Genomic DNA, 4,334 nt, shown 5'->3' on the forward strand with positions numbered 1-4,334 from the left:
AATACATAGTATTTAGGTTTATCCGATTGATTAGACGCAGCAAAAGTTTGGTTTTTTGCCCAATAGTGTTGCCATTTGGCTTCGATTTTTTCGTGGAAATATTTCATTTCTGTTTTCTATAGTCTGTTTTCTGATTTTTTATTATCGGTTTTAACCGAAAAATAAGGTGCAAATTTACATTTTTATATACTAATGTTAAAACTTTGTTGTTATATTCTGTGTAAACAAAATTTCTTTACTATTTTTACAGCATAATTAGTAAACTTATGGCACAATCATTTGAGCAATATCAACGTAGAAGATTAATTTCTTCTTATTTTTCGGTAGTTTTTAGTATTTTTTTAGTACTTTTTTTATTAGGAGCATTAGGTTTGTTTGTGATAAATTCTGAAAAAATTTCGAACGATTTTAAAGAAAACATTCCTATGAGTGTTTATTTTAAAGACGAAGCGAATGATACGATTCTAAATGCATTTGATACCGAATTGAAAAATTCAAAATTTATCAAATCGTACGATTTTGTAACCAAAGAAGAAGCTGCAAAAAACAATCCAGACATAGTTGGTAAGGATTTTATGGAGTTTTTAGGATTTAATCCGTTACAAAATTCTTTTGATATTCACTTAAAAAGTAATTATGTAACTAAAGAAGAGATTAAAAAAATAGAAAATAATTTTAAAAGAAATGGCAATATTTCTGACATTATTTACGACAAAGAATTAGTAGAATTAGTTAACGAAAATGTATCTGAAATTAGTTTTTGGATTTTAATTATAAGTACGGTTTTAACTTTTGTAGCGATGCTATTAATTAACGGTTCGATTCGTTTGTCGGTTTATTCACATCGATTTACCATAAAAACAATGCAAATGGTTGGTGCTACAAAAACATTTATCAGAAAACCTTTTATTAAAACAAGTATTTTATTAGGAATAATAGGAGCGGTTTTGGCCATTATTGGATTGGTTATTTTAGCGTTTTATATTGATGGTTTATTTCCAACTTTAGGAATTGCAAAAGATTACGCCTCTATTGGTATTGTGGCTTTTGGCGTATTGTTAATCGGTATTATTATTACTTGGTTGAGTACGTATTTTGCAACCACTCGTTTCTTAAATTTAAGAACAGACGATTTGTATTAGAAGCCTTAAGTAAAAAGTGACTTTGAGAATCTAAGGCGATGGTGACTTCGAGAACCTCAGTCGAAGGTGACTTCGAGAGCCTCAGTCACCATAAATTGAGGCCTTAAAACAACATAAATATAAATTACAATGAAAGAAAACACAAAAAAGCCCGAATTTTTATTCAGTGCTACCAATTATAAAATATTAATTATCGGATTAGTGGTTATTGCTTTAGGCTTCATTTTAATGAGTGGTGGTGCCAACGAAAATCCAAATGTATTTAATGAAGACGTATATAGCTTCAGAAGAATTAGGTTAGCGCCAACGGTTGTGTTAATCGGATTCGGAATTACAATTTATTCGATTTTAAAGAAGTCGAAATCTGAAAATTAATTTATATTTTTAAGATTCTGTTTTCCTAAGAATCTAAGAATCTAAAAATCTAAAAATGGATTTACTTCAAGCTATTATCATTGCCATTATTGAAGGCATTACAGAATATTTACCGGTTTCTTCTACAGGACATATGATTTTTGCCAGTTCTTATTTCGGAATTGAAAAAGAAGAATTTGTAAAATTATTTCAAGTTTCTATACAATTTGGAGCCATTTTAGCTGTGGTTGTATTGTATTGGAAAAAGTTTTTCGATTTTTCGAAGTTGCAATTCTTTATTAAATTGGCTTGTGCAGTTGTACCGGCTTTAATTTTAGGAAAATTATTTGATGATAAAATCGAAGCAGTTTTAGAACATCCTACTCCTATTGCGATTGTATTAATTATTGGAGGAATAATTTTACTATTTGTAGATCGATTTTTCAAAAATCCTACCATTCATAAAGAAGAAGACATCACTATAAAAAAAGCGGTTACTATTGGTTTTTGGCAATGTTTGGCTATGATGCCAGGTACAAGTAGAAGTGCTGCAAGTATCATTGGAGGAATGCAACAAGGGCTAAGTCGACAAGCGGCAGCGGAATTTTCTTTCTTTTTAGCCGTGCCAACGATGTTAGCGGTTACTTGTTATTCAGTGTTTTTGAAAACCTATGATAAAAGTGGTTTAAAAGGTTTCGAATTAATTCTGAAAACAGAAGACAATACTAAAATGTTTATAATTGGAAATTTAGTTGCCTTTGTGGTAGCAGTTTTAGCCATTAAATTTTTCATTGAAATCATTAAAAAATACGGATTTAAACCTTGGGGTTGGTATAGAATTATTGCGGGAATTCTGTTGATAGCTTACTTTAATTTTTACAAATAATGAAAGCAGAAGACTACCAAGAAGGACAAATTTTACTAATTGATAAACCGCTAAAATGGTCGTCTTTTCAAGCCGTAAATAAATTAAAATTCGGATTAATTAAGGAATTAAAATTACCTAAAAAATTCAAAATTGGTCACGCCGGAACATTAGATCCATTAGCATCTGGTTTATTACTGATTTGTACAGGAAAATTCACAAAAAGAATTGAAGAATTACAAGGTCAAGCTAAAGAATATACTGGAACTATTACGGTAGGAGCCACTACTCCTTCATACGATTTAGAAACAGAAATTAACGCCACTTTTCCAACCGAACATATTACAGAAGCTTTAATTTACGAAACGTTACCGCAATTTATTGGTGAAATAGACCAAAAACCACCTGTTTTTTCAGCCATTAAAAAAGATGGAAAAAGGTTGTACGAATCGGCTCGTGCTGGTATTGAAGTAGAAATAAAAACCAGAAAAGTAATGGTTTCTGAATTTGAAATCACCAGAATTGCCTTACCCGAAATAGATTTCAGAATTGTATGCAGCAAAGGAACGTACATTCGCTCCATCGCTTACGATTTTGGTGTAGCTTTACAATCAGGAGGTCATTTAACCGCGCTTCGTAGAACAAAAATCGGTGATTATTCGGTGGAAAACGCTACGGAACCGGAGGCTTTTATTGAAGGATTAACATCTTAATTTTATGAAAATTCCTAAATTTATAATATTAGTTTTTGGAGTTGTTGTTTTAGGAATTTCTTGGAAAGTATATTCTAAATTCAATCCAAATTTTGAAAAATGTTTCATTGAAAATAATGAAAATTTTAAATCTAACATTGGAGAACTTAATTCAATTGTGAATGAAATTATTAAACTTAACCTAAAAGAAAGTTATAATATTTCAATAAATAAACTTCCGAAAGACATCAAAAATAAACTTGAAAAGTTGGGAATAAAATCCTTTAGTTTAATTAAAATCTCAAACAACAATTGTAATGAAAAACATATTCTAGAACTAAATGTATATGAAAATTGGAATGTTGAAAATCTAAATAATGTTAAATTAATTTATTCTCCTTGCGATGAAAAAACGAAAATAAATCAACATTATTTTGATGGATTTCATATCGATATTTGGGGGCAAGGACAAAATTGGTTAATTTTTTCAGATACAGATTTTATTTAAAATTTATCCAATTAACTTAACAATCTCCTTCATTGTAGAAATTCCTTTATCGTCTAAATACCATTTTTGTAAGGCTATTTTTGCAGCTTCATCCACAATTCCGTGGTTTGCTTTATACTCGATAATTAGGTTTTTTGCGCCTTCTGGTCGTGGTCCCCAATGATTTATTAAGTTAAATGATTCATCTAAAACCAATAATTTAGGAATCGATTTGGCACCATTGGTTAAAAATTGGTTCATTAAGGCTTCATTTTCATCACGTAACACTATTTTAAAGTCAATGTTTTCAGAAACTTCAGTCATTAATTTGATAATTGGTAAAATCTGAGCCGCATCGCCACACCAACCTTCTGAAATTACTAACCAAGTTTGTTTAGATTTCAAATTTTGTAGCGCTTTTTCTACTTCTAAGTCTAATTTTAGTGTTTTTTCTAAACGTTTCATTCGCACTTCATTCAATTCCGAATAGTGCAATAAATCGGCACTTTGTTCGTTTCCGGTCGATTTTCCTTCGCTAATTAATTTCGAAACAAGCGTTCGATATTCAGTATAAGAATGACTATTTTGTAAAGCAGATTGGATAATAGATTTCATAGCGGATGAATTGTTTCTACAAATTTAAAAATAAATATTGAGCAATTGTGTATTATATGTTACACAGAATTGGAGTTTCTAAATTAAATTGTTTTTTTGATAGCAGATAATAATTATATTTGCAACACTAAAAATAACACAATGAGTTACAAAAGAATCCTTCTTAAATTAAGTGGAGA

General features: G+C 29.9%; 6 protein-coding genes. 5 read left to right on the forward strand and 1 reads right to left on the reverse strand.

Annotated features, from left to right (window positions below):
* Positions 1-266: 266 nt before the first annotated feature.
* The 5 genes from ABWO04_RS10095 (at position 267) to ABWO04_RS10115 (ending at position 3,561) form a co-directional block, all read left to right on the forward strand.
* Complete coding sequence (locus ABWO04_RS10095; protein ID WP_291241397.1) at positions 267-1,142, forward strand: cell division protein FtsX; 876 nt, start codon at positions 267-269, stop codon at positions 1,140-1,142.
* A gap of 129 nt (positions 1,143-1,271) precedes the next feature.
* On the forward strand, positions 1,272-1,517 hold the full coding sequence (locus tag ABWO04_RS10100) for a DUF3098 domain-containing protein (RefSeq protein WP_353079584.1): 246 nt from the start codon (positions 1,272-1,274) through the stop codon (positions 1,515-1,517).
* Between the two features lie 55 nt (positions 1,518-1,572).
* Positions 1,573-2,382, forward strand: a complete 810-nt coding sequence (locus ABWO04_RS10105; RefSeq protein WP_353079585.1) for an undecaprenyl-diphosphate phosphatase — start codon at positions 1,573-1,575, stop codon at positions 2,380-2,382.
* Positions 2,382-3,074: a tRNA pseudouridine(55) synthase TruB gene (truB, locus tag ABWO04_RS10110; RefSeq protein ID WP_353079586.1), complete on the forward strand. Its 693-nt coding sequence runs from the start codon at positions 2,382-2,384 to the stop codon at positions 3,072-3,074. The genes ABWO04_RS10105 and truB overlap by 1 nt, the downstream gene beginning before the upstream one ends.
* A 4-nt stretch (positions 3,075-3,078) precedes the next feature.
* Positions 3,079-3,561, forward strand: a complete 483-nt coding sequence (locus tag ABWO04_RS10115) for a hypothetical protein (RefSeq protein WP_353079587.1) — start codon at positions 3,079-3,081, stop codon at positions 3,559-3,561.
* A 3-nt stretch (positions 3,562-3,564) separates the two neighbouring features.
* On the opposite strand, the gene ABWO04_RS10120 is transcribed toward ABWO04_RS10115, so the two are convergent.
* Positions 3,565-4,155, reverse strand: a complete 591-nt coding sequence (locus ABWO04_RS10120) for a thioredoxin family protein (RefSeq protein ID WP_353079588.1) — start codon at positions 4,153-4,155, stop codon at positions 3,565-3,567.
* Between the last annotated feature and the right edge of the window lie 179 nt (positions 4,156-4,334).

It is taken from the genome of Flavobacterium sp., assembly GCF_040382755.1.
GTDB lineage: Bacteria > Bacteroidota > Bacteroidia > Flavobacteriales > Flavobacteriaceae > Flavobacterium.

Excerpts from the sequence above, each read along its gene's own strand:
- truB (WP_353079586.1), top strand. The coding sequence starts at position 2,382 with ATGAAAGCAGAAGACTACCAAGAAGGACAAATTTTACTAATTGATAAA.
- ABWO04_RS10100 (WP_353079584.1), top strand. The coding sequence starts at position 1,272 with ATGAAAGAAAACACAAAAAAGCCCGAATTTTTATTCAGTGCTACCAAT.
- ABWO04_RS10095 (WP_291241397.1), top strand. The coding sequence starts at position 267 with ATGGCACAATCATTTGAGCAATATCAACGTAGAAGATTAATTTCTTCT.
- ABWO04_RS10115 (WP_353079587.1), top strand. The coding sequence starts at position 3,079 with ATGAAAATTCCTAAATTTATAATATTAGTTTTTGGAGTTGTTGTTTTA.
- ABWO04_RS10105 (WP_353079585.1), top strand. The coding sequence starts at position 1,573 with ATGGATTTACTTCAAGCTATTATCATTGCCATTATTGAAGGCATTACA.
- ABWO04_RS10120 (WP_353079588.1), bottom strand. The coding sequence starts at position 4,155 with ATGAAATCTATTATCCAATCTGCTTTACAAAATAGTCATTCTTATACT.